The following is a 25,922-nucleotide window of genomic DNA, read 5'->3' as shown; positions in this document are numbered from 1 at the left end:
GGCGCTTATGGAAACCTTCAGCAGTATCGAATGCTTCGTGCGCAGCGCCGAGGTGGGCAGCTTCGCCGAAGCCGCGCGGCGTTTGAGTCTGACGCCGGCGGCGGTGGGCAAAAGCGTCGCCAAGCTGGAGGCGCGACTGGGTGTTCGGCTGTTCCAGCGCAGCACGCGCAGTCTGACGCTGACGGAGGCCGGCCAGCTGTTTCTCGGTGAAGTCAGCGCCAGCCTGCACACGATCCAGAATGCCGTGGCCAACCTGGCCAGCGCCGAAGGACGTCCCGCCGGCACATTGAAAGTCAGCATGGGCACAGTGTTCGGGCGCTTGTACATCGTGCCGTTGCTAGGAGAGTTTCTGCAGCGCTTTCCGGCGATCAACCCGGACTGGCATTTCGATAACCGCCAGGTCGACCTGATCGGCCAGGGTTTCGATGCGGCGATTGGTGGCGGATTCGAACTGCCCCAGGGCGTGGTGGCGCGCAAGCTGACGCCCGCCCATCGGGTGTTGGTGGCTTCATCCGAGTACATGGCGAAGCATGAGGCGATCGCCGAGCCCGATGACCTCAAAAACCATGACGGCATCTTGATACGCTCGCCGCAGACGGGGCGCGTGCGTTCCTGGCAGTTGACCAGTCGCGCCCGGCAACACAGCCCGCTGACGCTCAAGGCGCGGATGACCATGAGCGATTCTGAAGCCGCCTGCGCCACGGCGGCCCAAGGGTTGGGCATTGCGTTGGTGAGCATGCCGTTCGCCGTGGGCTATCTGGATGCCGGGACGTTGCAGCGGGTGTTGCCTGACTGGTATGTCGACGACGGCAACATCTCCATCTATTACGCCGAACACAAATTGCTGCCGGGCAAAACCCGGGTATTTGTCGATTTCATCATTGAGCAGTTTGCGGAGCAGGGGTTGGGGCAGCGGTTTAGTGCTCTGTGAGTCTGATTCAGAACCGAGGTGCGGCCTTCGCGAGCAAGCCCGCTCCCACAGTGGAATTGTGAGCGCCGCAGACCCCATGTAGGAGCGAGGCTTGCCCGCGAAGAACGATAACGCGGTCTACCGTCTGAACCCGCCCCAGTGATTCCGCAAGGATCAAAAGATCGCAGGCTTCGCCAGCTCCTACGTTCTATCAGGCTTTGGATTTGCTGATGATATTGCCCGCATGCAGCCCGCATTCTTTCTGCGTGGCTTCTTCCCACCACCAACGACCTTCGCGCTCATGCTGGTTCGGCAGCACCGGACGGGTGCAAGGCTCGCAGCCGATGCTGATGAAGCCGCGTTCATGCAGGCTGTTGTATGGCAGCTCGAGCATGCGGATGTAGCCCCAGATCTCTTCGCTGGTCATTTGCGCCAGCGGATTGAATTTGTACAGGGTGCGTTCCGGGGTGGAGAACGCGGTATCGATTTCCAGCACCGCGACCGCGCTGCGAGTGCCCGGGCTCTGGTCCCGACGCTGGCCGGTGGCCCAAGCGGTGACGCCAGACAGTTTGCGACGCAGCGGCTCGATCTTGCGAATGCCGCAGCACTCGCCATGGCCGTCCTTGTAGAAGCTGAACAAGCCTTTTTCCTTCACGAAAGGTTCGAGTCTGGTGTAGTCAGGCGACACCACTTCGATATCGATTTTGTAGTGTTCGCGCACCTGTTCGATGAAGCGGTAGGTCTCGGGGTGCAAGCGGCCGGTGTCGAGGCTGAACACTTTGACGTTCTTGTTCAGCTTCCAGGCCATGTCCACCAGCACCACATCCTCGGCGCCGCTGAAAGAGATCCACAGGTCATCGCCGAACTCGGCGAATGCGAGTTTCAGGATGTCCTGGGCGGATTTGTTGGCATAGGTCGTGGCGAGTTCCACGACATCGAACGATGGGCTCATCAGGGCGGCTTCCTACAGGTCGGTGGCGCTGGGCGCTCTATATGTGCCGATGGTAACAAAATCCTGCGGCGGCTGGTGCGCCCTCTGCGTTGCACAGAGAAGGACGAGTCGCTAGAGTTCGGCAGTCCTTTTGCTCGCTCGACTCAATAAACAGTACAAAATGGGAGTGTCTTGTGGAAATTGCCTGTCTGGATCTTGAAGGTGTGCTGGTCCCGGAAATCTGGATCGCCTTTGCCGAAAAAACCGGGATCGACTCCCTCAGGGCCACCACTCGGGACATTCCCGATTACGACGTGTTGATGAAGCAGCGCCTGCGGATTCTCGACGAGCACGGCCTGAAGCTTTCCGACATCCAGGAAGTGATCGCCACGCTCAAGCCTCTGGAAGGCGCCAGCGAATTCGTCGACTGGCTGCGTGAGCGCTTTCAGGTAGTGATTCTGTCGGACACCTTTTACGAATTCTCCCAGCCGTTGATGCGTCAACTGGGCTTCCCGACTTTGCTCTGCCATCGTCTGATTACCGACGATGCCGGTCGTGTCACGGGCTATCAGTTGCGTCAGAAAGATCCCAAGCGTCAGTCGGTATTGGCGTTCAAGAGCCTCTACTACCGGGTGATCGCGGCGGGGGATTCCTACAACGATACGACGATGCTGGGCGAGGCGGATGCCGGGATTCTGTTCCATGCGCCGGACAATGTGATTCGCGAATTTCCACAATTCCCGGCGGTGCATAGCTTTGCCGAGTTGAAGCAAGAGTTCATCAAGGCTTCGAATCGGGCGTTGAGTTTGTAATTGCCGCCGCTGATCGTTCCCATGCTCCGCGTGGGAATGCCTCAATGGACGCTCTGCGTCCGCTTTGGGATGCGGAGCGTCCCGGGCTGCATTCCCACGCAGAGCGTGGGAACGATCATGGTGTCGGTTACAGGCCCTGCAAAGTATCGAGCAGCACCTTCACCTTGGTTATCGATTCCTGATATTCCGCCTGCCAGTCCGAGTCCGCGACGATCCCGCCGCCACCCCAGCAACACACCTGCCCATCCTTGACCAGTAAACTGCGAATGGCGATGGAGCTGTCCATCTCGCCGCGCACGTCCAGATACAGCAATGAACCGCAATACAACCCACGACGGGTCGGCTCCAGTTCATCGATGATCTGCATCGCGCGAATCTTCGGCGCGCCGGTAATCGAGCCGCCGGGGAAGCTGCCGGCGATCAAATCCAGCGCATCCTTGTCATCCGCCAGCTCGCCGGTAACGCTGCTCACCAGGTGATGCACGTTCGGATAGCTTTCCAGACTGAACAACTCCGGCACCCGCACCGAGCCGATGCGGCAGGTGCGACCGAGGTCGTTGCGCAGCAAATCGACGATCATCAGGTTTTCCGCACGATCCTTGGGGCTGGCCAGCAGTTCGGCGGCGTTCGCTGCATCTTCAACTGCAGTCAGACCGCGGGGGCGGGTGCCTTTGATCGGGCGGGTTTCGACGTGGCGCTCGCTGACTTTGACGAAGCGTTCTGGCGACAGGCTCAGCACGGCGTCGCCGTCGGGCAGGCTCTGGAAGCCGGAAAACGGCGTCGGGCACGCCGCTCGTAAAGCGCAGTACGCGGCCCATGGATCACCGTGGCATTGCGCGCGAAAGCGCTGGGCGAAGTTGACCTGATAGCAGTCGCCGGCCTGGATGTACTGCTGAATGCGTTCGAAAGCTTGTCGATACTCGTCGGCGCTCAAGTCGGTACTCATCGGGCCGTCCAGTTTGAAAGGCTCGATTTTCCGAGGTGCAGGTTGCGTGAACAGTTCGATCAGCCGCTGTCGTTCGCTGTCGATCAGCGCCGGGTGAAACACCAGTTGACTGGTGGCCTGGTGGTGATCGCTGATCAATGCCCAGTCGTACAGCCCGAAACGTGCGTCGGGCAATTGCAGGTCGTCCTGTGCCTGGCTCGGCAGGTTTTCCAGATGCCGGCCGAAGTCGTAGCTCAGATAACCGATCAGGCCACCGGCGAAAGGCAGGTCGAAAGGAACAGTGGCTTCGCCGAATCGCGTCAGGTTGTCGCGAAGGCGTTGCAGGAAATGGCTGCCGCTTTCATCCGGTAATACAGCCAGTTGCTCCAGCGGCCAGGCGCTGAGCAGGTCATAACGCCCACGCTCGGCGCTCGGCCGGCCGCTGTCGAGCAGCACGGCACCGGGGGCATGACGAATCGCCGCGAAGTATTCGGCGGGGTTGGGGCGATAGGGCAGCGGATATACGGAACAGGTCAACATGGGCGGGGTAGATCAGCCATCGAGGCGGGGGAGCGATTGTAGTCCTCTGCAGGATTTGCTCCTAGAGGGGATGTCGGGGATTGAACTGTTGGTGCCAGGTTGAAAGATTGGGTGACTGTGAATCAGCCTTCGCGGGCAAGCCTCGCTCCTACAGGTACAGCGGCGTCCTTGTAGGAGCGAGCGGTGCGGCGATCCGACTTGCCCGCGAATGTCGCACCTCGGTCTCGGATCAACCCTCAACCGCTGGAATATGCCCAAACATTTCCTGAACGAATTCCACGCGTTCCTGCGCTGTTTCGATTATTCCGCGGGCCTGTAATTCTTCCAGCCGCGCTTCGACCGCGTGGGTACGCAACGTCAACCCGCAATCGTTGGCGATCTGAATGTTCAATCCGGGCCGGGCGTTAAGCTCAAGAATCAACGGCCCTTTCTCCTGGTCGAGCACCATGTCGACACCGATGTAACCCAAACCGCACAGTTCATAGCAGCCCGCAGCGAGCTTCATGAAACCGTCCCAGTAGGGTAGTTGTACGCCGTCTACGGCGTTGGTGGTGTCCGGGTGTTTGTTAATGATGTTGTTCAGCCAGGTGCCGCGCAATGTCAGGCCTGTGGCCAGATCGACACCGACGCCGATGGCGCCTTGGTGCAGGTTGGCCTTGCCGCCGGACTGGCGGGTCGGCAAGCGCAGCATGGCCATTACCGGATAACCCATCAGCACGATGATGCGAATGTCCGGCACGCCTTCATAGCTGATGCTTTTGAAAATCTGGTCCGGGGTCACGCGGTATTCGATCAGCGCGCGGTCACGGTGACCGCCGAGCGAGTACAGACCGGTCAGGATGCTGGAAATCTGGTGTTCGATTTCCTCGTGGCTGATGATCTTGCCCGACACCGTGCGATAGCGGCCCTCGAAGCGGTCGGCGATGACCAGAATGCCGTCACCGCCGGCACCCTGAGCTGGCTTGACCACGAAATCGGTACGCCCGCCGATGATCTCGCTGAGGTTGTCGATTTCTTTCTCGGTGGAGATCACGCCATACAGCTCCGGCACGTGGATGCCGGCGGCGATGGCGCGCTCCTTGGTGATGATCTTGTCATCGACGATCGGGTACAGGCTGCGCTTGTTGTACTTGAGCACGTAGTCTGCGTTGCGCCGATTGATCCCCATGATGCCCCGGGCCTCCAGGGCTTTCCAGGTCTTCCAGAGACCGAACATCAGGCGTCAGCCTTCTTCAGGAAAGCCTTGAAGCGCACCAGTTCGGTCAGGCGGTAACCGCGATAGCGACCCATGGCCAGCATGAAGCCCACCAGAATCAGCAGGATCGCCGGGAAGGTGAACACGAAGTACACCAGCTCCGGCACGCTCATGATCAGGTGCGCCAAAGAGGCGGCGAACAGTGTGCCGATCGCCACTTTCATCGCGTGGCCGCCACCGCGCTCTTCCCAGGTGATCGACAGGCGTTCGATGGTCATGGTCAGAATCACCATCGGGAACAGCGCCACCGACAGCCCGCGTTCCAGGCCGAGTTTGTGGCTGAACAGGCTGATCGCCGCGATCAGCACCACCACGAAGGTCAGCACCACCGACAGCCTCGGCAGCATTTGCAGTTTCAAATGTTCAAGGTAGGAGCGCAGCGACAGCCCCAGCGTCGTAATGATCGTAAACAGCACAATACCGAAGCCGAGCTGGGTTTCCCGGAAGGCGAGAGCGATCAGCACCGGGGTAAAAGTGCCGAGTGTCTGAATGCCGATCAGATTGCGCAGGATCAGGATCACCAACACGCCGATCGGGATCATCACCATGATCATGAAGGTCTGCTGGGTTTGCAGCGGCAGGCCGTACAGCGAGTAGTCGAGGAAGTTGGCGTCGGAATTTTCGTCGGTCAGCTTGGCCAGGCGAATGGCGTTCATTTCGCTGTTGTTCAGGCTGAAGGTGACGTTGGCTTTTTTGCCACCATCGACGGTGATCAGGTTTTCGTCGCCGGTCCACCACAGCAAGCGGTCGGTGGGCAGGCCCTGTTCGCCGGTTTCCGGGTTGAAGTACAGCCAGTCGGTACCGTTGAAGCTGCGCAACCAGAGTTCAGGCATTTGTGGTTGATCGGCCACCAGGCGAATGGTGTGGACCTTCTCCACCGGCACATGGGCGATGGACAGTACCAACTCGACGATTTTGGCTTTGTTCGCGGTGGACGGATCGCCGGCCAGCAGCAGTTTCACGTTGTCGTCGTTGAGGTTGTTGACGCGTTTGATGGCTTCGCCGATGAAGGTTTCGACGTCGGCCGAATGCTGGCGGATCGGCGCGAGCAGGGCGTCGGCGGCGACTTTTTCCGGGCCTTCGATGGCGATGCTGTCGCGGAAGGTCGGGCCTTTGACCTTGGATTTTTCACCGCTGTAGCGCTTGGTCAGCACCAGTCGGTAATAAAGGGTCTGGTTGCCCTTGGCTCGACGCGCCGACCAGGTGACCTTGCGGTTACCGTCGACACGGTTCACCGCCACGCCGTAATTATTGGAAATGAAACTCTCGTTGAGGCTCACGTAGTCGCGGCTCAACGGTGGCACGAACATCTGGATCTTGATCGGGTCTTTGGCATTGGCGACGAACTCGACCTTGGCGTCGATGTTCCACAAATCGTCGGTCGCGTCTTCGGTCACCGGAATGCCGAGCACGAAAATCTGATAGGCCGTAACTGAAATGCCCAGCACCACCAGGATGGCGATCAGCAGTTTCAGATGGAGGGTAAGAGAGCGCATTGGAATTACTCTGCGGTATGTGCGTCGGTGGCGCAGGCGGGTTTGCCAGCAGCGTATTTAAGACTGGGGTCGACCAGCGCATCGAAACGTTTGAGCGCTTCGGAGCCGATCAAGAGCGGGTATTGGAAGGCACTGCGGTCGGTCAAGTTCACTTCGATGCTGCGTAAAGCCGAACCCATGCAGATATCCAGCTCGATGACCGGACGGGCGGTGTATTTCTTGCCTTCTTCCGGGTCGTAATCACCGGCCCGGCGCTTGATCTTGCTGACACGGGCCAGCGGTCGTTCGATCGGATGCGAATGCGCGGCGTCGATAGCCAGATAGAAGCGCACCCAGGATTCGCCATTGCGTTTGAAGCGTTTGATGTCGCGGGCACTCAGCGAAGCGGTTTTCGCCCCGGTGTCGAGTTTGGCGGCGACTTCCAGATTGATGCCGTCCAGCGAAGCGTACTCATTGAGGCCGTACACAGTCTTTTCCCCTGCCGCGGCGAAACCTGGCAGGCCCAAAAGACATAGGAATGTGATGAAGAGCTTGAGTCTCATAAATCCTGGTGCGCAGCGGTCCGTTCTTCAATTCAAGGCCCTGGCATTGCTGCACAAGCTCCCTCGTATGCCTGTCTGTTTTTTATGACAGGCAATGCAGATGACAAGCAAATGCGGGCGGCATTCTAGCACGGTGGGTTTATGGCGCCAGCGCTGGCCGACGGCTATAACTTGAGGGGTTGCTTCCTTATGGTGCAACGAGGTTATTAGACGATTGTCGACAATATCGATTTATCCTTTGACGCAGGCGGCCATATTCGCTAGTTTTTGCGGCATTGGTTTTCAAGGTGTCGACAATATGCTGGATCAACTCGATCCCCCGGTCACAGTTCAGGACGACTCGGAAACACTTTCCGAAAACGTCTTTCGACGTATTCAGGCGGCCATCGTCAAAGGCGAGATCGCCCCGGGCAGCAAGATCTCCGAGCCGGAGCTGGCGCGCACCTACGGCATTAGCCGCGGGCCTCTGCGTGAGGCCATTCACCGTCTGGAAGGCCAGCGCCTGCTGGTGCGCGTGCCGCACGTCGGGGCGCGGGTGGTGTCGCTGAGTCACGCCGAACTGCTGGAACTTTACGAAATTCGCGAATCCCTGGAAGGCATGGCGTGCCGTCTGGCGGCTGAACGCATGACGGTCGAAGAAATCGACGAACTGCGCCGGGTGCTGGAAACCCATGAGCGCGATGCGGCGTTTCAGGCCGGTGTCGGCTACTACCAGCAGGAAGGCGATTTCGACTTTCATTACCGGATCATCCAGGGCAGCGGCAATCGCACCCTGACCCAGATGCTGTGCGGTGAGCTCTATCAACTGGTGCGCATGTACCGCATCCAGTTTTCCACCACGCCCAATCGGCCGCGCCAGGCGTTTGCCGAACACCACCGAATTCTCGATGCCATCGCCGACCGTGACGGTGAATTGGCCGAGTTGTTGATGCGCCGTCACATCGGCGCCTCCAAACGCAATATCGCCCGTCACTACCAGGACGGCGCTAACCCGACAGCCACTGAACGAGGTGAGTCATGAGTTCCAACAAGAGCACTCCAGGCCAGCGTTTCCGCGATGCGGTCGCCAGCGAACATCCGCTGCAAGTGGTCGGCACGATCAACGCCAACCACGCACTGCTGGCCAAGCGCGCCGGTTTCAAGGCTATTTACCTGTCGGGTGGCGGGGTGGCTGCCGGCTCCCTCGGCGTGCCGGACCTGGGGATTACCGGTCTGGATGACGTGCTGACCGACGTGCGTCGCATCACTGACGTCTGCGACTTGCCACTGTTGGTGGACGTGGATACCGGTTTCGGTTCCTCGGCGTTCAACGTCGCCCGTACCGTGAAGTCGATGATCAAGTTCGGCGCGGCGGCGATTCACATCGAAGACCAGGTCGGTGCCAAGCGCTGCGGTCACCGTCCTAATAAAGAGATCGTCTCACTGCAGGAAATGGTCGACCGCATCAAAGCGGCCGTCGATGCCCGTACCGATGACAGCTTCGTGATCATGGCCCGCACCGATGCACTGGCCGTTGAAGGTCTGGAGTCTGCACTGGAGCGCGCCGCCGCCTGCATCGAAGCCGGCGCCGATATGGTGTTCCCGGAAGCGATCACCGAGCTTGAGATGTACAAACTGTTCGCCAGCCGCGTGAAAGCGCCGATCCTGGCCAACATTACCGAATTCGGCGCGACGCCGCTGTACACCACCGAGCAGCTCGCTGCTGCCGACGTGTCGCTGGTGCTGTACCCGCTGTCGGCGTTCCGCGCCATGAACAAGGCCGCGGAAAATGTCTACACCGCGATCCGCCGCGACGGCACGCAACAGAACGTCATCGACACCATGCAGACGCGCATGGAGCTTTACGATCGCATCGATTACCACACCTTCGAGCAGAAGCTCGATGCGTTGTTTGCGGCGAAGAAGTAATGAAAGCCCTGTAGGAGCGAAGCTTGCTCGCGAAGACGGACTGATATTCAAAATCAATGTCGTCTGACACACCGCTTTCGCGAGCAAGCTTCGCTCCTACAAGTTTCCCCTAACAAATTCAAGAAAACTGGAGACAGCAATGGCCGAAGCAAAAGTACTCAGTGGCGCCGGGCTCCGTGGCCAGGTTGCCGGGCAAACCGCACTGTCCACCGTGGGTCAGTCGGGCGCAGGCCTGACCTATCGCGGCTATGACGTTCGCGAACTGGCGGCTGACGCACAGTTCGAAGAAGTGGCTTACCTGCTGCTGTACGGCGAACTGCCAACCAAAGCGCAGCTCGCTGCCTACACCCAGAAACTGAGCAAGCTGCGCGACCTGCCGCAAGCGCTCAAAGAAGTGCTGGAACGCATCCCCGCCGACGCCCATCCAATGGACGTGATGCGCACCGGTTGCTCGTTTCTGGGCAACATCGAGCCGGAGAAAGACTTCTCCGAGCAGCACGACAAAACCGACCGCCTGCTGGCCGCGTTCCCGGCGATCATGTGCTACTGGTATCGCTTCAGCCACGACGGCAAACGCATCAATTGCGTGACCGACGAAGCCTGCATCGGCGGCCATTTCCTGCACCTGTTGCACGACAAGAAACCGAGCGAGTTGCACGTCAAGGTGATGAACGTTTCGCTGATCCTCTACGCGGAACACGAGTTCAACGCCTCGACCTTCACCGCCCGCGTGTGTGCCTCGACCCTGTCGGATTTGTATTCCTGCATCACGGCGGCCATCGGTTCCCTGCGTGGCCCGCTGCACGGCGGCGCCAACGAAGCGGCGATGGAAATGATCGAGCGCTTTTCGTCGCCTGAAGAGGCGGTCGAGGGCACTCTCGGCATGCTCGCGCGCAAGGACAAGATCATGGGCTTCGGCCACGCGATCTATAAGGACAACGATCCGCGTAACGAGGTGATCAAGGCCTGGTCGAAAAAACTTGCTGACGAAGTGGGCGACACGGTGCTGTTCCCTGTTTCCGAAGCCATCGACAAGACCATGTGGGAACAGAAGAAACTGTTCCCGAACGCCGACTTCTACCATGCGTCGACGTACCACTTCATGGGCATTCCGACCAAGTTGTTCACGCCGATCTTTGTCTGCTCGCGCCTGACTGGCTGGGCGGCGCATGTGTTCGAGCAACGTGCCAACAACCGCATCATCCGCCCGAGCGCCGAATACGTCGGCGTCGAACAGCGCAAGTTCGTGCCAATCGAACAACGCTGACTGGTGGGGTGCTACCGCGCTGGTTACTGAATGAACCGGGAACCAGTGTGGGAGCGGGCTTGCTCGCGAAGACGGACTGACATCCAACATTGATGTCGACTGACACACCGCTTTCGCGAGCAAGCCCGCTCCCACATTTGACCGTGTTCACTTCGGGAACTGCGCCTGGCGCCCACCCTTTGTAACCACCGTGACCGAGTCCTGACCGATGAACACAGAATTCCGCAAACCGCTGCCCGGCAGCCACCTGGATTATTTCGACGTCCGTGCGGCGGTCGATGCCATTGCGCCCGGCGCCTACGACACCCTGCCGTATACCTCCCGCGTGCTGGCGGAAAACCTCGTGCGTCGCTGCGACCCGGCCACGCTCACCGAATCCCTGAAGCAATTCATCGAACGCAAACGCGATCTCGATTTCCCGTGGTTCCCGGCCCGCGTGGTGTGCCACGACATTCTTGGTCAGACCGCACTGGTTGACCTCGCCGGCCTGCGCGATGCCATCGCCCTGCAAGGCGGCGACCCGGCGCAAGTGAACCCGGTGGTGCCGACTCAGTTGATCGTCGACCACTCCCTGGCCGTTGAACGCGGTGGTTTCGATCCCGAGGCGTTCGAGAAGAACCGCGCCATCGAAGACCGTCGCAACGAAGACCGTTTCCACTTCATCAACTGGACCAAGAAAGCCTTCAAGAACGTCGACGTGATTCCGCCGGGTAACGGCATCATGCACCAGATCAACCTGGAGAAAATGTCGCCGGTGATTCAAGTGCGCGACGGCGTGGCCTTCCCCGATACCTGCGTCGGCACTGACAGCCACACCCCGCACGTCGATGCGCTGGGCGTGATCGCCATTGGTGTGGGTGGCCTGGAAGCGGAAAGCGTGATGCTGGGTCGCGCATCGTGGATGCGTCTGCCGGAAAGCGTCGGCGTTGAGCTGACCGGTAAGCTGCAACCGGGCATCACCGCCACCGACATGGTGCTGGCGCTGACCGAATACCTGCGCAAACAAAAAGTCGTCGGCGCGTGGCTGGAATTCTTCGGTGAAGGTGCTTCGGCGCTGACCTTGGGCGACCGTGCGACCATTTCCAACATGGCCCCGGAATACGGCGCCACGGCAGCGATGTTCTACATCGACCAGCAGACCATCGACTACCTCAAACTCACCGGCCGTGAAGACGAGCAAGTGCAGCTTGTGGAGAATTACGCCAAGCAGACCGGCCTCTGGGCCGACAGCCTCAAAGGCGCGCAATACGAGCGTGGGCTGACTTTCGACCTGTCCTCGGTGGTGCGTAACATGGCCGGCCCGAGTAACCCCCACGCCCGTTTGGCAACCACCGATCTGGCTGCGAAAGGTATCGCCGGTCAGTGGGACGACGTGCCCGGCCAAATGCCGGATGGCGCGGTGATCATCGCCGCCATCACCAGTTGCACCAACACCAGTAACCCGCGCAACGTGATCGCTGCCGGCCTGCTGGCGCGCAACGCCAACACGCTTGGTTTGACCCGCAAGCCATGGGTCAAGTCGTCACTGGCGCCGGGTTCGAAAACCGTGGCGCTGTACCTCGACGAAGCGGGTCTGACCGATGAGCTCGAGCAGCTCGGCTTCGGCGTCGTAGCCTTTGCCTGCACCACGTGCAACGGCATGTCCGGCGCGCTGGACCCGGTGATCCAGCAGGAAATCATCGACCGCGACCTGTATGCCACCGCAGTGCTCTCCGGCAACCGTAACTTCGACGGCCGGATTCACCCCTACGCCAAGCAAGCGTTCCTCGCTTCGCCGCCATTGGTGGTGGCTTACGCCATCGCCGGGACCATTCGTTTCGACATCGAAAAAGATGTGCTGGGCCTGACTGCCGATGGCAAGGAAATCCGACTGAAAGACATCTGGCCGAGCGACGAAGAAATCGACGCGGTGGTCAAGGCCTCGGTGAAACCGGAGCAGTTCCGTCAGGTGTACATCCCGATGTTCGCCATCCATGAAGACACCGGTCCGAAGGTCACGCCTCTATACGATTGGCGCGAAATGAGTACCTACATCCGTCGTCCGCCGTACTGGGAAGGCGCGCTGGCCGGCGCTCGTCCGCTCAAGGGCATGCGTCCGCTGGCGGTGCTGCCGGACAACATCACCACCGATCACCTGTCGCCTTCCAACGCGATCATGCTCGACAGCGCCGCCGGTGAATACCTGGCGAAAATGGGCTTGCCGGAAGAAGATTTCAACTCCTACGCCACTCATAGGGGTGACCATCTCACGGCGCAACGCGCGACGTTCGCCAACCCGAAACTGTTCAATGAAATGGTTCAGGAAAACGGCAAGGTCAAGCAGGGGTCCCTGGCGCGAGTCGAGCCGGAAGGCCAGGTCATGCGCATGTGGGAAGCGATCGAAACCTACATGGAGCGCAAGCAGCCGCTGATCATCATCGCCGGCGCTGATTACGGTCAGGGTTCGTCCCGCGACTGGGCGGCCAAAGGTGTGCGTCTGGCGGGTGTGGAAGCGATCGCCGCCGAAGGCTTCGAGCGCATCCATCGCACCAACCTGGTGGGCATGGGCGTGCTGCCGCTGGAATTTCAGCCGGGCACCGATCGTCACACACTGGCCATCGACGGCAGCGAAACCTTTGATGTGATCGGCGACCGCACCCCGCGTGCGACGCTGACGCTGGTGATCAATCGCAAGAATGGCGAACGCGTCGAAGTGCCGGTGACCTGCCGCCTCGACACCGCCGAAGAAGTGTCGATCTACGAGGCTGGCGGCGTATTGCAGCGTTTCGCTCAGGACTTCCTCGAAGAATCGGCGGTTGCCGTTTAACACGATGAGTTCGGGCGGGGCCATGCGGTCCCGCTCGATCCTAAAAGGAACATCATGGCTCACGCACCTCAGATTAAAATCCCCGCCACCTACATGCGCGGCGGCACCAGCAAAGGCGTATTCTTCAGCCTGAAAGACCTGCCCGAAGCGGCACAGATTCCCGGCCTGGCTCGCGACGCTTTGTTGCTGCGCGTGATCGGCAGTCCCGATCCTTACGACAAGCAAATCGACGGCATGGGCGGTGCGACGTCCAGCACCAGCAAAACCGTGATCCTGTCGAAAAGCCTCAAGGCCGATCACGACGTCGATTACCTGTTCGGTCAGGTCTCCATCGACAAACCTTTCGTTGACTGGAGCGGCAACTGCGGCAACCTGTCGGCGGCGGTCGGTTCGTTCGCCATCAGCAATGGCCTGGTGGATGCGAGCCGCATTCCGCACAACGGCGTGGCGGTGGTGCGCGTGTGGCAGGCCAACATCGGCAAGACCATCATCGCCCATGTGCCGATCACCAACGGTGAGGTCCAGGAAACCGGCGATTTCGAACTCGACGGCGTGACTTTCCCGGCGGCCGAAGTGCAGCTCGAATTCATGGACCCGGCCGCGGAAGAAGAGGGTGGCGGTGGTTCGATGTTTCCCACCGGCAATCTGGTGGATGACCTCGAAGTGCCGGGCGTCGGTACGCTCAAGGCGACCCTGATCAACGCCGGCATTCCGACCATCTTCATTAATGCCGAAGACATCGGCTACACCGGTACCGAATTGCAAGGCGCTATCAACGGCGACCTGAAGGCTCTGGCGATGTTCGAAACCATCCGCGCTTATGGCGCGCTGCGCATGGGGCTGATTCAACACCTGGACGAAGCCGCCAAACGTCAGCACACGCCGAAGGTGGCGTTCGTCGCCAAACCGGCGGATTACATTGCGTCCAGCGGCAAGGCGATCGCGGCCACTGACATTGACTTGCTGGTGCGTGCGCTGTCCATGGGCAAACTGCACCACGCGATGATGGGCACGGCAGCGGTGGCCATCGGCACGGCGGCGGCGATTTCCGGCACGTTGGTGAACCTGGCGGCGGGCGGCATCGAACGCAATGCTGTGCGCTTCGGTCATCCCTCCGGCACCTTGCGCGTGGGCGCCGAGGCCAGCCAGGTCAACGGTGAGTGGACCGTGAACAAAGCCATCATGAGCCGCAGTGCGCGGGTGTTGATGGAAGGTTACGTCCGCGTGCCGGGGGATTCTTTCTAAATAACGCATACCCCCGTAGGAGCTGGCTTGCCAGCGAAGAGGCCATCACATTCAACATCATTGTTGCCTGTTATAGCGCCTTCGCTGGCAAGCCAGCTCCTACAGTTAATTGCATTTCCATAACAAGAATGGCGTTACCCACTAAGATTGATCCTGAACCGAGGTCCCATCAGCGAACCACTGACCGAGTGAATCGAACATGAGCGCCAACGTCGATCTGAATACACGCCCCGACTACGACACGGTCCTGCAGGACATTGCCGATTACGTCTTCAACTTCAAAATCGAATCTCCAGAAGCGCTGGATACCGCCCGCCATTGCCTGATGGACACCCTCGGCTGCGGTCTGCTGGCCCTGCGTTTTCCCGAATGCACCAAACACCTGGGGCCCATCGTCGAAGGCACTGTCGTTCCCTTCGGTGCTCGCGTGCCCGGGACCAGTTACCGTCTCGATCCGGTCAAAGCCGCGTGGGATATCGGTTGCATCGTCCGCTGGCTCGATTACAACGACACTTGGCTCGCCGCCGAATGGGGGCATCCGTCCGATAACCTCGGCGCCATTCTCGCGGTGGCCGACCATCTGTCGCAAAAACGCCTGGCCAATGGCGATGCCCCGCTGACCCTTCGCGTGGTGCTGGACGCCATGATCATGGCTCACGAAATCCAAGGCGTGATTGCGCTGGAAAACTCGTTCAACCGCGTCGGAATCGATCACGTTATCCTGGTGAAAGTCGCCTCGACCGCCGTCACCGCCAAGCTCATGGGCGCCAATCGCGAGCAACTGCTGTCCGCATTGTCCCATGCCTTTGCCGACGGCCAGGCGCTGCGTACTTATCGGCATGCGCCGAATGCCGGGTCGCGTAAATCCTGGGCGGCAGGGGATGCCTCCAGTCGTGGCGTGCGTCTGGCGGACATTGCGATGCGCGGGGAGATGGGCATTCCCGGTGTACTGACCGCCAGACAATGGGGTTTTTACGACGTACTGTTCAGCCACACCAACAATGACCTGGCGCTCAAGCCTGAAGACAAACGTGCCTTCAGCTTTTCTCGGCCGTTCGGTAGCTACGTGATGGAAAACGTGCTGTTCAAGATCAGTTTTCCCGCTGAGTTCCACGCGCAAACCGCCTGCGAGGCCGCCGTCATCTTGCATCCATTGGTCAGGAATCGCCTGCACGAAATCGACAGAATCGTCATCACCACCCATGAATCGGCGATCCGCATCATCTCCAAGGTCGGCCCGCTGGCCAATGCCGCGGACCGCGACCACTGCCTCCAGTACATGACCGCCGTACCCTTGGTGTTCGGTAATCTGGTGGCCGAGCAGTACGAAGACGACTTCCACGCGGTGCATCCGATTATCGATGTGCTGCGCGAAAAAATGATCATCGTCGAAGACCCGCGTTTCACTCGCGAATACCTGGAGCCGGACAAACGCTCTATCGCCAACGCGGTCCAGGTGTTCTTCAAGGATGGCTCCAGCACCAAAAACGTGGTGGTGGAATACCCGATCGGCCATCGCCGTCGCCGCACCGATGGCATTGCGCTGTTGGAAGACAAGTTCAAGGCCAATCTGGCGACGCGGTTCACGGCGCAGCGCAGTGCCGAGATCTTTGCGTTGTGCAAGGACCAGGCTGCGCTTGAGGCGACGCCGGTGAACCGGTTTGTGGATCTGTTTGTGATCTAGGAGACCGAGTTATCGTTCTTCGCGAGCAAGCCCGCTCCCACATTTGATCTTCAGTGAACACAGATTTGTGTACGACAAAGATCAAATGTGGGAGCGGGCTTGCTCGCGAAGGCGGCCTGACAGGCGTTAAAGAACTACTTGAACCGCCGCTCCACACCTTTCTCTACTAAAATCTTCGCAGAGATCTCCTCCACGGAGAAATGCGTGGAATTGATGTGGGGAATGTTCTCGCGGCGAAACAGATTCTCCACTTCGCGCACTTCGAATTCGCACTGCGCGTAGCTCGAATAGCGGCTGTTGGGCTTGCGTTCGTTGCGGATGGCGGTAAGCCGGTCCGGGTCGATGGTCAGGCCGAACAGCTTGTGATGATGGGCGCGCAGGGCGGTCGGCAGTTGCAGGCGCTCCATGTCGTCTTCAGTCAACGGGTAATTGGCCGCGCGGATGCCGAATTGCATCGCCATGTACAGGCACGTCGGCGTCTTACCACATCGCGACACGCCCACTAGTATCAGGTCGGCCTTGTCGTAATAGTGGGTGCGGGCGCCATCGTCGTTGTCGAGGGCGAAGTTCACCGCCTCGATGCGCTCCATGTAATTGGAGTTGCCATTGATGGAGTGGGATTTGCCGACGGTGTAGGAGGAATGCTCGGTCAGTTCCTGTTCCAGCGGGGCCAGGAAGGTCGAGAAAATGTCGATCATGAAACCATTCGAGGTTGCGAGAATCTCACGAATGTCCTGATTGACAACGGTGTCGAAAATAATCGGACGAAAACCATCGTTTTCGGCGGCTTTGTTGATTTGTTGTACCATGGCCCGCGCTTTATCCGCGTTGTCGATGTAGGGCCGCGTGATTTTGCTGAAGGTAATGTTTTCGAACTGCGCCAACAGGCTTTGACCGAGGGCTTCGGCCGTAATGCCCGTGCCATCGGAGATAAAGAAAGCAGATCGTTTCATTTGCACCTTGGGCCTTAAGCTAGTAACGATTCTTGGATATGATAGGCGCGATTTGTCGGCCACCAATGGCCAGCATTCTCACTTATTTTCCAGGTCCAGGCCATACAGCCGGCAAATGCTCCTTCGAGTCGCCGGCTTCTGAGCTTTTCCAACCCAGTTAGTGGAGAGATCACCTTGGTAGAGTACGTAGTTTCCCTCGATAAGCTCGGCGTCCATGATGTGGAGCATGTGGGGGGCAAGAACGCATCCCTGGGCGAGATGATCAGTAACCTTGCAGGTGCCGGTGTATCGGTGCCCGGTGGCTTCGCCACGACAGCTCAGGCTTATCGTGATTTTCTGGAACTGAGCGGTCTGAACGACCAGATCCACGCCGCCCTCGACGCGCTGGATGTCGACGATGTGAATGCCCTGGCCAAAACCGGCGCCCAGATCCGTCAATGGATCATGGAAGCAGAGTTCCCCGAGAAGCTCAACGCCGAGATCCGCACCGCGTTCGCCACGCTGTCGGCCGGCAACCCTGACATGGCCGTGGCCGTGCGCTCTTCCGCCACCGCCGAAGACTTGCCGGACGCTTCCTTCGCCGGTCAGCAGGAAACCTTCCTGAACATCCGTGGTGTCGAAAACGTTATTCGCGCCGCCAAAGAAGTGTTCGCTTCCCTGTTCAACGACCGTGCGATTTCCTACCGCGTCCACCAGGGCTTCGACCACAAGCTGGTTGCCCTGTCGGCCGGCGTGCAGCGCATGGTCCGCTCCGAAACCGGCACCGCCGGCGTGATGTTCACCCTCGATACCGAATCGGGCTTCCGTGACGTGGTGTTCATCACCGGCGCCTACGGCCTGGGTGAAACCGTCGTACAAGGCGCGGTGAACCCGGATGAATTCTATGTCCACAAAGGCACGCTGGAGGCCGGTCGTCCGGCCATTCTGCGTCGCAACCTGGGCAGCAAAGCCATCAAGATGATTTACGGCGATGAAGCCAAGGCCGGTAAATCGGTCAAGACCATCGACGTGGACAAGGCTGATCGTGCACGTTTCTGCCTGACCGACGCCGAAGTCAGCGAGCTGGCCAAACAAGCGATGATCATCGAGAAGCACTACAAGTGCCCGATGGACATCGAATGGGCCAAAGACGGCGACGACGGCAAGCTCTACATCGTGCAGGCCCGTCCGGAAACCGTGAAGAGCCGCACCCAGGCCAACGTCATGGAACGTTACCTGTTGAAAGAAACCGGCACTGTGCTGGTCGAAGGTCGCGCCATCGGCCAGCGCATCGGCGCCGGCAAGGTGCGGATCATCAAGGACGTGTCCGAGATGGACAAAGTCCAGCCAGGCGATGTTCTGGTTTCCGACATGACCGACCCGGATTGGGAACCGGTCATGAAACGCGCCAGCGCCATCGTCACCAACCGTGGCGGCCGTACCTGCCACGCGGCGATCATCGCCCGCGAGCTGGGCATTCCGGCCGTGGTCGGTTGCGGCAACGCCACCCAGCTGTTGAAAGACGGCCAGGGCGTGACCGTTTCCTGTGCTGAAGGCGACACCGGTTACATCTTCGAAGGCGAACTGGGCTTCGACATCAAGAAAAACTCCGTGGATGCCATGCCTGATCTGCCGTTCAAGATCATGATGAACGTCGGCAACCCGGACCGAGCCTTCGACTTCGCGCAACTGCCGAACGCCGGTGTGGGCCTGGCCCGTCTGGAGTTCATCATCAACCGCATGATCGGCGTGCACCCTAAAGCGCTGTTGAACTACGACGGGCTGCCGCAAGAAATCAAGGACAGCGTCGACAAGCGCATCGCCGGTTACGACGAGCCCGTCGGTTTCTACGTCGACAAACTGGTCGAGGGCATCAGCACCCTGGCGGCAGCGTTCTGGCCGAAAAAGGTCATCGTGCGTCTGTCGGACTTCAAGTCCAACGAATACGCGAACCTGATTGGCGGCAAGCTCTACGAGCCGGAAGAAGAGAACCCGATGCTGGGCTTCCGTGGTGCTTCGCGTTACATCAGCGAATCGTTCCGTGACTGCTTCGAGCTCGAATGCCGTGCCCTCAAGCGCGTGCGCAACGAGATGGGCCTGACCAACGTTGAAATCATGGTGCCGTTCGTTCGCACCCTGGGCGAAGCGAGCCAAGTGGTCGATCTGCTGGCTGAAAACGGTCTGGCCCGTGGCGACAACGGTCTGCGCGTGATCATGATGTGCGAACTGCCGTCCAACGCGATCCTGGCTGAAGAGTTCCTTGAGTTCTTCGACGGCTTCTCCATCGGCTCCAACGACCTGACCCAGCTGACACTGGGCCTGGACCGTGATTCCGGGATCATCGCGCACCTGTTCGACGAGCGAAATCCAGCGGTCAAGAAGTTGCTGGCCAATGCTATTCAGGCCTGCAACAAGGCCGGCAAGTACATCGGCATCTGCGGTCAGGGCCCTTCGGATCACCCGGATCTGGCCAAGTGGCTGATGGAGCAGGGCATCGAAAGCGTTTCGCTGAACCCCGACTCCGTGCTGGAAACCTGGTTCTTCCTGGCTGAGGGTCAGGCTTCGGCTTGATGTGAATGAAGCCTCGGCCAATGGCCGGGGCTTTAAGAATCAAGCAGGGCGGGCTCCTCTGGATGCCGCCCTTTTTTGTGCAAGAGCATTATGCAAAGCAGCAGCAACCTATTTCCTGTCGCCCTGATCAGCGCCGAACGGCGCGGTGATTTGAGCGAAGACGTCTATCGTTTGAAACCCGGCAACAGCCCCGACGGCACCGTCGAACTGGCTGTGACACGCCTGGGTCTGGCCGATGAGCCGACGGTGCGTGGCGTGCCAGTGATTCTGTTGCACGGCAGTTTTTCCAATCGACGCTTCTGGTTCTCTCCCAAAGGTCTGGGGCTGGGGGCTTATCTGACGCGTCTGGGATTCGATGTGTGGATTGCGGAAATGCGCGGACATGGCTTGTCTCAGCGCAACCAGGACTATCGCAATAACCGCGTCGCCGACTACGCACGTTACGATTTGCCTGCCATTGGCGCGTTCGTACGCGAGCAAAGTGGCCAGATCCCACACTGGATCGGTCATTCGCTGGGCGGGATCACCCTGGCGGCGGCGTTGGGCGGTGAATACATCGGCGAACCGGTGGTGGCCTCTGCGGCGTTTTTTGGCACGCAGGTCAGCCGCACCTACTGGCCATTGAAGTTTCCGCCGGTGGAATGGAGCGGGCGCTTTATTCTCAAGCGTTTCGCCCAGCTGTCAGGTTCACGGCTCAAGCGCGGCCCGGAGGACGAGCCGATTGGCCTGGCCCTGGAAAGCATGCGCTGGTACGGGCTGTTCGGTCGTTTTGGCGATGCTGACAAGGACTGGTGGGCGGGTTTGGCCGAGGTTCAGTTGCCAGTGCTGGCCGTGAGCGCCGCGGGTGATCATCAGGACCCGACCTGGGCCTGTCGCAAGCTGTTCGATCAGGTTGGCTCCGAGCACAAACAATTCATCACCCTTGGCCTCGAGCAAGGCTTTAGCGATAATTTCGGTCACGTGGAAATGCTTGTCAGCAAGTCTGCACAGACTGAAGTCTGGCCGTTGGTGGCGCGCTGGCTGGCGGATCAACAGACGCCTTTGCTGGGTGGAAAGCCGGATTTGGTCGCTGCAGTTTGAGCCTGATGCTCTAACAAGGGCATTTCGCTCTGAACAGCTTGCGGCTAAGATATGACGCATTAAGCGGTTCTGGTCACTTTTGGTGGCTGATTTGATCGGCGCGTTTGCAGCCGCTCAGCCCTGGCCCGCGTAGGCTGCCTACTCGATTGTCTTCCTTTTTACAGGAGTTTCTCGATGAACCATTACATCACGCCTGACCTGTGCGATGCCTACCCGGAGCTGGTGCAGGTGCTGGAACCGATGTTCAGCAATTTCGGCGGCCGTGATTCTTTCGGCGGCGAAATCGTGACCATCAAGTGCTTCGAAGACAACTCGCGGGTCAAGGAGCAAGTCGAGCTCAAGGGGAATGGCAAAGTGCTGGTGGTAGACGGTGGCGGTTCCCTGCGTCATGCGTTGCTGGGTGACATGCTGGCCGAGAAAGCCGCGAATAACGGTTGGGAAGGGCTGGTGATCTACGGTTGCATCCGTGACGTCGATATCATCGCGCAGACCGATCTGGGCGTTCAGGCTCTCGCCAGCCACCCGAGGAAATCCGACAGGCGCGGGCTCGGCGATCTCAACGTTGTGGTGACATTTGCCGGTGTGACGTTCCGTCCCGGCGAGTACATTTATGCAGACAACAATGGCGTGATCATCTCGCCAAGCCCGCTGAAGATGCCTGAATAAAGCGCGTTTCATAAAAGGGGTGAGGATGTTCGAGGAAGAAAACGCGCAGTGGGGGCTGGTACATGCCCTGGTGCTGGACGGTAAAGGCGGTGCGCGTTCGATAGCCCGGACTGAACTCGATGATTTGCAGCTGCAGGCCCATGAAAGCCTGTGGCTGCACTGGGATCGCAGTCATCCACAAACCCGGACCTGGCTGCGTCAATCCAGCGGTCTGAGCGAATTTAGTTGCGACTTATTGCTGGAAGAGAACACCCGGCCGCGCCTTTTGCCGCTACCGGACTCCGAGCTGTTGCTGTTTCTGCGCGGGATCAACCTCAATCCAGGTGCCGAGCCGGAAGACATGGTCTCGGTGCGGATCTTCGGTTCAGCCCAGCGGGTGATCTCCCTGCGTCTGCGGCCGTTACGCGCCACCGATGAATTGCTGGTGCAACTGGCCGAAGGCAAAGGGCCGAAAACCGCCTCCGAACTCATTCTTTATATGGCGCAGTACCTCACCCATAAAGTGCAGGATCTGGTCAGCTGCCTCTCCGAAATCGTCGATGAGGAAGAAGAAAAGCTGGATGCCGACGAACGGTATACACCTGAGCACGGGACCGTATTGCAGATCCGTCGCAGGGCGGCTTCACTCAAGCGTTTTCTGGCGCCGCAACGGGATATTTTTGGTCAGCTGACGCGGATAAAAATGCCATGGTTCGTTGAAGACGATGCCGATTACTGGAACGAATTGAACAACAGCCTGACCCGTTATCTCGAGGAGCTGGAATTGACCCGGGAGCGCGTGGGGCTAGTCCTGGAGGCCGAAGACCGGCGTTTGAGCGTGCGCATGAACCGCACGATGTACCGCTTCGGGATCATCACCGGGATTTTTTTGCCGATGAGTTTTCTGACCGGTCTTTTGGGTATCAACGTCGGCGGCATTCCGTTCTCCAGCAGCCCTTATGGCTTCCTGATCGCCTGCTTGCTGGCAGGTTCGGTAGCGCTGGGGCAGTGGTGGCTATACCGACGTTTGCGCTGGTTCTGATGATGAGTCATGTGACCCGGGCAAATTTGACCGCGTCTTTCACAGATATCACGAGAGGTGCGTATGCACGATCCGTTCGAACAGTCTTTGCGTGACATGCTCAAAGCTTCGCCGTCCAGCCGTGACGACGATGCCTGCCTGGGCCGCGTGCTGAAAACCGCCAACCGCCAGGTCGGTGCCGGCGATCTGTTCAGCCTGCTGGGCCGCTGGCTGCCCGCGCTGATGATCGCCCTGAATAACGGATCGGCCCACGTCGCGCCGGTTTCCCGTCTTCGTAAACCTACCGCTCGCACTGCTGATAAGGCTGATTGAATATGGAACTTGATCTCTGGACTCAGAGCCTCGTCACTGCAATGACTGCGTTATGGACCAAAGTTGCGAACTTCATTCCGAACCTGTTCGGCGCATTGGTTGTGCTGCTGCTGGGTTTTGTCGTGGCCAAACTGTTGGACACGCTTCTCTCCAAATTGCTTGCCAAGCTGGGCCTCGATCGCTTGATGGGCGGTACCGGGCTGACCAAATTGCTGTCCCGCGCCGGCCTGCAGGTGCCTATCTCGACGCTGATCGGCAAGATCGTCTATTGGTTCGTTCTGCTGATTTTTCTGGTTTCAGCCGCAGAATCACTTGGACTTGAGCGAGTTTCGGCTACGCTGGACATGTTGGCGCTGTATTTGCCGAAAGTATTCGGCGCTGCATTGGTGCTGCTGGTGGGTGTCTTGCTGGCGCAACTGGCCAATGGGCTGGTGCGTGGCGCGGCAGAAGGCGTAGGACTTGATTACTCCGCGGGCCTGGGGCGAATTGCCCAGGGCCTGGTGATCATCATCAGTATTTCGGTTGCGATCAGCCAGTTAGAGGTCAAGACTGACCTGCTCAACCATGTGATCGTGATCGTCTTGATTACCGTCGGTCTGGCGGTTGCGCTGGCGATGGGTTTGGGAAGTCGGGAAATAGCCGGTCAGATTCTTGCGGGAATCTATGTGCGTGAGTTGTATCAGGTTGGGCAAGAAGTGCGTATTGGCGAGGTCGAAGGTCAAATCGAGGAAATCGGCACGGTTAAAACCACCGTGCTGACGGACGAGGGTGAGCTAGTCTCTCTCTCGAATCGGATTCTCTTGGAGCAGCATGTGAGTAGCCGCTAACCCGGCAAATCCTGCTAATGTATGCCGCCGCAAAATGCCCTGAGGGCTGCGGCGGAATTTACCTGACTGTCGGCCAGACTTGTTTTGAATAAAGCTCAATCGCTCTCTACGCGCTACGACCCCCGCGAGCTCTCTGATGAGGAGTTGGTCGCGCGCTCGCATACCGAGCTGTTTCACGTAACGCGCGCTTATGAAGAACTGATGCGGCGTTACCAGCGAACATTATTTAACGTTTGTGCACGGTATCTCGGGAACGATCGTGACGCAGATGATGTCTGTCAGGAAGTGATGTTGAAGGTGCTGTATGGCCTGAAGAACTTCGAGGGCAAATCGAAGTTCAAGACATGGCTATATAGCATCACGTACAACGAGTGCATCACTCAGTATCGGAAAGAACGGCGAAAGCGTCGCTTGATGGATGCTTTGAGTCTGGACCCCCTCGAGGAAGCGTCTGAAGAAAAGATGCCGAAACCCGAGGAGAAGGGCGGACTTGATCGCTGGCTGGTGTATGTGAACCCGATTGACCGTGAAATTCTGGTGCTACGATTTGTCGCAGAACTGGAATTTCAGGAAATCGCAGACATAATGCACATGGGTTTGAGTGCGACAAAAATGCGTTACAAACGCGCTCTAGACAAATTGCGTGAGAAATTTGCAGGCGTTGCCGAAACTTAGTTCGGCGCAAATATCTCTTACGTGTAGGCAAGTTCTGATAGACTTGCCGCCGAGTTGTCCCCCGGTTTGCGGGACTGCTTCACAATCACCAGATGGGGATTTAACGGATGAAACTGAAAAACACCTTGGGCTTGGCCATTGGTTCTCTTATTGCCGCCACTTCGTTCGGCGCTCTGGCACAAGGCCAAGGCGCAGTTGAAATCGAAGGCTTCGCTAAGAAAGAGTACTATGACAGCGCTCGTAACTTCAAAAACGACGGCAACCTGTTCGGTGGTTCGGTTGGTTACTTCCTGACCGACGACGTTGAACTGCGTCTGGCCTACGACGAAGTTCACAACGTACGTGCCGATGATGGCAAGAACGTGAAGGGCGCCAACACCGCTCTGGACGCTCTGTACCACTTCAACAACCCAGGCGACATGCTGCGTCCGTATGTATCGGCCGGTTTCTCCGACCAGAGCATCGACCAGAACGGTTCGAACGGTCGTGACCGTTCCACTTTCGCCAACGTTGGCGGCGGTGCCAAGCTGTACTTCACTGACAACTTCTACGCCCGTGCTGGCGTTGAAGCTCAATACAACATCGACCAGGGCGACACCGAGTGGGCTCCTAGCGTTGGTATCGGTGTGAACTTCGGTGGCGGCTCCAAGCCTGCTGCTGCTCCAGTTCCAGCACCGGCTGAAGTCTGCGCCGACAGCGACAACGATGGCGTTTGCGACAACGTTGACAAGTGCCCGGACACCGCAGCCAACGTAACTGTTGACGCTGATGGCTGCCCAGCAGTTGCTGAAGTTGTTCGTGTTGAGCTGGACGTGAAGTTCGACTTCGACAAGTCGGTAGTCAAGCCTAACAGCTACGGCGACATCAAAAACCTGGCTGACTTCATGAAGCAGTACCCATCCACCACTACTACTGTTGAAGGTCACACTGACTCCGTCGGTCCTGACGCTTACAACCAGAAACTGTCCGAGCGTCGTGCAAACGCCGTTAAGAACGTTCTGACCAACCAGTACGGTGTTGAATCGTCCCGCGTTCAGTCTGTTGGCTACGGCGAATCCCGTCCGGTTGCTGACAACGCTACTGACGCTGGTCGCGCTGTAAACCGTCGCGTAGAAGCGCAGGTTGAAGCTAGCGCTAAGTAATTAGCTCGCAGCTCTGGAAAAGCCCGGCTCAGGCCGGGCTTTTCTTTGTCTGCGATTTGATGATTAGGGGGTGGCATGTAGGTTCAGGCTGATTGATCGGCCGCCATCGCGGCATGGGTATCTACACATCTTTGGGACTACAGAAACTCATTGCCGGTGCTTGGTGCTTGGTGCTTGGTGCTTGGTGCTTGGTGTTGGGGGTACATATCCGTTTCTGCGGTAACGGCCGCTGGCGGTTTCGCTTTTACAGCCAGCCCTTTCAAGGTCTTCGTTTAAACTCCCCCAAAACTCCAGTCAGGGTGACGAAAACGATGTGGGCAGAAGTTCTAGCGCGGTTTGAAAAAAAGGCACCGGCCAGTGTCATGGTCAAGTTGG

The 25,922-nt window shown here is 58.9% G+C and carries 23 protein-coding genes; 17 read left to right on the top strand and 6 right to left on the bottom strand.

Annotated elements, in window-relative coordinates; genetic code table 11:
* Positions 1 to 7 precede the first annotated feature (7 nt).
* Positions 8 to 931, top strand: coding sequence for a LysR family transcriptional regulator (locus MEB48_RS22610; protein WP_237886107.1), 924 nt, complete (start codon positions 8 to 10; stop codon positions 929 to 931).
* 190 nt (positions 932 to 1,121) lie between these two features.
* Here MEB48_RS22610 and MEB48_RS22605 read toward each other — a convergent pair whose 3' ends face one another.
* Positions 1,122 to 1,862, bottom strand: coding sequence for a phosphoadenylyl-sulfate reductase (locus MEB48_RS22605; RefSeq protein ID WP_237886106.1), 741 nt, complete (start codon positions 1,860 to 1,862; stop codon positions 1,122 to 1,124).
* A gap of 173 nt (positions 1,863 to 2,035) precedes the next feature.
* Between MEB48_RS22605 and thrH the strand changes: the two genes are divergently transcribed.
* Positions 2,036 to 2,653: a bifunctional phosphoserine phosphatase/homoserine phosphotransferase ThrH gene (gene thrH / locus MEB48_RS22600; RefSeq protein ID WP_008074130.1), complete on the top strand. Its 618-nt coding sequence runs from the start codon at positions 2,036 to 2,038 to the stop codon at positions 2,651 to 2,653.
* A 127-nt stretch (positions 2,654 to 2,780) separates the two neighbouring features.
* On the opposite strand, the gene pabB is transcribed toward thrH, so the two are convergent.
* From pabB to rloA, 4 genes are all read right to left on the bottom strand, one after another.
* Positions 2,781 to 4,118: an aminodeoxychorismate synthase component I gene (pabB, locus tag MEB48_RS22595; protein WP_237886105.1), complete on the bottom strand. Its 1,338-nt coding sequence runs from the start codon at positions 4,116 to 4,118 to the stop codon at positions 2,781 to 2,783.
* Positions 4,119 to 4,347: 229 nt separating this feature from the next.
* The gene (locus MEB48_RS22590; protein WP_123720822.1) at positions 4,348 to 5,334 is read right to left on the bottom strand and encodes an alpha-L-glutamate ligase-like protein; all 987 of its coding nucleotides are present in this window, start codon (positions 5,332 to 5,334) and stop codon (positions 4,348 to 4,350) included.
* Entirely contained in the window at positions 5,334 to 6,869 is a 1,536-nt protein-coding gene (gene rloB / locus MEB48_RS22585) for an osmotic stress tolerance membrane protein RloB (protein WP_237886104.1), read from the bottom strand. The genes MEB48_RS22590 and rloB overlap by 1 nt, the downstream gene beginning before the upstream one ends.
* Before the next feature lie 5 nt (positions 6,870 to 6,874).
* Complete coding sequence (rloA, locus tag MEB48_RS22580; RefSeq protein WP_237886103.1) at positions 6,875 to 7,411, bottom strand: retropepsin-like aspartic peptidase RloA; 537 nt, start codon at positions 7,409 to 7,411, stop codon at positions 6,875 to 6,877.
* A 298-nt stretch (positions 7,412 to 7,709) separates the two neighbouring features.
* Between rloA and MEB48_RS22575 the strand changes: the two genes are divergently transcribed.
* The 6 genes from MEB48_RS22575 to prpD all read left to right on the top strand — a co-directional run bounded on the left by MEB48_RS22575 (position 7,710) and on the right by prpD (position 16,321).
* Entirely contained in the window at positions 7,710 to 8,432 is a 723-nt protein-coding gene (locus MEB48_RS22575; RefSeq protein ID WP_007902102.1) for a GntR family transcriptional regulator, read from the top strand.
* Positions 8,429 to 9,319: a methylisocitrate lyase gene (gene prpB / locus MEB48_RS22570; protein ID WP_038979899.1), complete on the top strand. Its 891-nt coding sequence runs from the start codon at positions 8,429 to 8,431 to the stop codon at positions 9,317 to 9,319. Before MEB48_RS22575 ends, prpB begins: the two co-directional genes overlap by 4 nt.
* A gap of 139 nt (positions 9,320 to 9,458) precedes the next feature.
* Positions 9,459 to 10,586 carry a bifunctional 2-methylcitrate synthase/citrate synthase gene (gene prpC / locus MEB48_RS22565; protein WP_237886102.1) on the top strand — a complete coding sequence of 376 codons (1,128 nt, stop codon included), beginning with the start codon at positions 9,459 to 9,461 and terminating at the stop codon, positions 10,584 to 10,586.
* A gap of 208 nt (positions 10,587 to 10,794) precedes the next feature.
* Positions 10,795 to 13,392, top strand: a complete 2,598-nt coding sequence (acnD, locus tag MEB48_RS22560; protein WP_237886101.1) for a Fe/S-dependent 2-methylisocitrate dehydratase AcnD — start codon at positions 10,795 to 10,797, stop codon at positions 13,390 to 13,392.
* A gap of 54 nt (positions 13,393 to 13,446) precedes the next feature.
* Positions 13,447 to 14,637: a 2-methylaconitate cis-trans isomerase PrpF gene (gene prpF / locus MEB48_RS22555; protein ID WP_237886100.1), complete on the top strand. Its 1,191-nt coding sequence runs from the start codon at positions 13,447 to 13,449 to the stop codon at positions 14,635 to 14,637.
* Positions 14,638 to 14,836: 199 nt separating this feature from the next.
* Positions 14,837 to 16,321 carry a 2-methylcitrate dehydratase gene (prpD, locus tag MEB48_RS22550; protein WP_237886099.1) on the top strand — a complete coding sequence of 495 codons (1,485 nt, stop codon included), beginning with the start codon at positions 14,837 to 14,839 and terminating at the stop codon, positions 16,319 to 16,321.
* A gap of 134 nt (positions 16,322 to 16,455) precedes the next feature.
* Here prpD and ppsR read toward each other — a convergent pair whose 3' ends face one another.
* Positions 16,456 to 17,274, bottom strand: coding sequence for a posphoenolpyruvate synthetase regulatory kinase/phosphorylase PpsR (gene ppsR / locus MEB48_RS22545; RefSeq protein ID WP_237886098.1), 819 nt, complete (start codon positions 17,272 to 17,274; stop codon positions 16,456 to 16,458).
* Between the two features lie 174 nt (positions 17,275 to 17,448).
* Between ppsR and ppsA the strand changes: the two genes are divergently transcribed.
* The 9 genes from ppsA to MEB48_RS22500 all read left to right on the top strand — a co-directional run.
* The gene (gene ppsA, locus MEB48_RS22540; RefSeq protein ID WP_237886097.1) at positions 17,449 to 19,824 is read left to right on the top strand and encodes a phosphoenolpyruvate synthase; all 2,376 of its coding nucleotides are present in this window, start codon (positions 17,449 to 17,451) and stop codon (positions 19,822 to 19,824) included.
* Positions 19,825 to 19,914: 90 nt separating this feature from the next.
* Positions 19,915 to 20,904, top strand: a complete 990-nt coding sequence (locus MEB48_RS22535; protein WP_237886096.1) for an alpha/beta fold hydrolase — start codon at positions 19,915 to 19,917, stop codon at positions 20,902 to 20,904.
* A gap of 174 nt (positions 20,905 to 21,078) precedes the next feature.
* Positions 21,079 to 21,570: a ribonuclease E activity regulator RraA gene (gene rraA, locus MEB48_RS22530; protein WP_084318739.1), complete on the top strand. Its 492-nt coding sequence runs from the start codon at positions 21,079 to 21,081 to the stop codon at positions 21,568 to 21,570.
* 25 nt (positions 21,571 to 21,595) lie between these two features.
* Complete coding sequence (locus MEB48_RS22525; protein WP_237886095.1) at positions 21,596 to 22,591, top strand: zinc transporter ZntB; 996 nt, start codon at positions 21,596 to 21,598, stop codon at positions 22,589 to 22,591.
* 63 nt (positions 22,592 to 22,654) lie between these two features.
* Positions 22,655 to 22,903, top strand: coding sequence for a hypothetical protein (locus MEB48_RS22520; RefSeq protein ID WP_007940635.1), 249 nt, complete (start codon positions 22,655 to 22,657; stop codon positions 22,901 to 22,903).
* Between the two features lie 2 nt (positions 22,904 to 22,905).
* Positions 22,906 to 23,730, top strand: a complete 825-nt coding sequence (locus tag MEB48_RS22515; protein WP_237886094.1) for a mechanosensitive ion channel family protein — start codon at positions 22,906 to 22,908, stop codon at positions 23,728 to 23,730.
* A gap of 84 nt (positions 23,731 to 23,814) precedes the next feature.
* Positions 23,815 to 24,405, top strand: a complete 591-nt coding sequence (gene sigX, locus MEB48_RS22510; protein ID WP_237886093.1) for an RNA polymerase sigma factor SigX — start codon at positions 23,815 to 23,817, stop codon at positions 24,403 to 24,405.
* 107 nt (positions 24,406 to 24,512) lie between these two features.
* Positions 24,513 to 25,547: an OmpA family protein gene (locus MEB48_RS22505; protein WP_237886092.1), complete on the top strand. Its 1,035-nt coding sequence runs from the start codon at positions 24,513 to 24,515 to the stop codon at positions 25,545 to 25,547.
* Positions 25,548 to 25,639: 92 nt separating this feature from the next.
* Positions 25,640 to 25,922: hypothetical protein (locus MEB48_RS22500; protein WP_237886091.1), on the top strand; the 283-nt coding region annotated here is incomplete at its 3' end.

The organism is Pseudomonas sp. PGPR40, from assembly GCF_022014505.1.
In the GTDB taxonomy this organism is placed as follows: Bacteria; Pseudomonadota; Gammaproteobacteria; order Pseudomonadales; family Pseudomonadaceae; genus Aquipseudomonas.
This window is presented reverse-complemented; position numbering and strand designations above follow the sequence as displayed.